Origin of the sequence: Vibrio sp. 10N.222.52.B7 (assembly GCF_041474275.1) — a bacterium.
Lineage (GTDB): Bacteria > Pseudomonadota > Gammaproteobacteria > Enterobacterales > Vibrionaceae > Vibrio > Vibrio crassostreae_C.
Genome location: NZ_JBFRTU010000431.1, coordinates 1 through 509 on the forward strand (window position 1 = coordinate 1; position 509 = coordinate 509).

Consider the following 509-nt stretch of genomic DNA (forward strand, 5'->3'; position numbering starts at 1 on the left):
CTATGCTGTTAGTGCCTGCAGTGACGGGCGTGGTCATGGTGTTAACGATGGAGTACGCGATTAACCCATTCTTTGGTGCACTTAATCTCGCAATGGTCCATTTCTTTACTGAAGCTGGTGACGCAGGCCGAGGTATCTACTCAATGGTGATAGCTGCCGGAACGGCATTTGATTTAGGTGGTCCGATAAACAAAGCTGCTGGTTCGGTTGCACTAGGCCTCAATGGTATGAGTGAAGGCTTTGACCTAATAGCGCGTGAACTGGGTATCGTGATTCCACCTATCGGAGTTGGCTTAGCGGCGATGTTAGATGGAAAATTCCGCAAACGTGTGTTTACTCCAGAAGAACAAACCGTAGGTAAAACCTCTTTAATGCTTGGCATGATCGGTATTTCAGAAGGTGCAATTCCGTTCATTCTTAAGAATCCTAAGATGATTCCAATCATGATCCTTGGCTCAGTTATAGGTACTCAATTAGCTGTGGTTCTTAATGTCTTCCAAAGCTTGCCT

General features: G+C 45.8%; 1 pseudogene. It reads left to right on the plus strand.

The annotated features are described in order from the left end of the window. Nucleotides 1-509, plus strand: a pseudogene (locus AB4512_RS23550) (PTS lactose transporter subunit IIB); the annotation flags it as partial.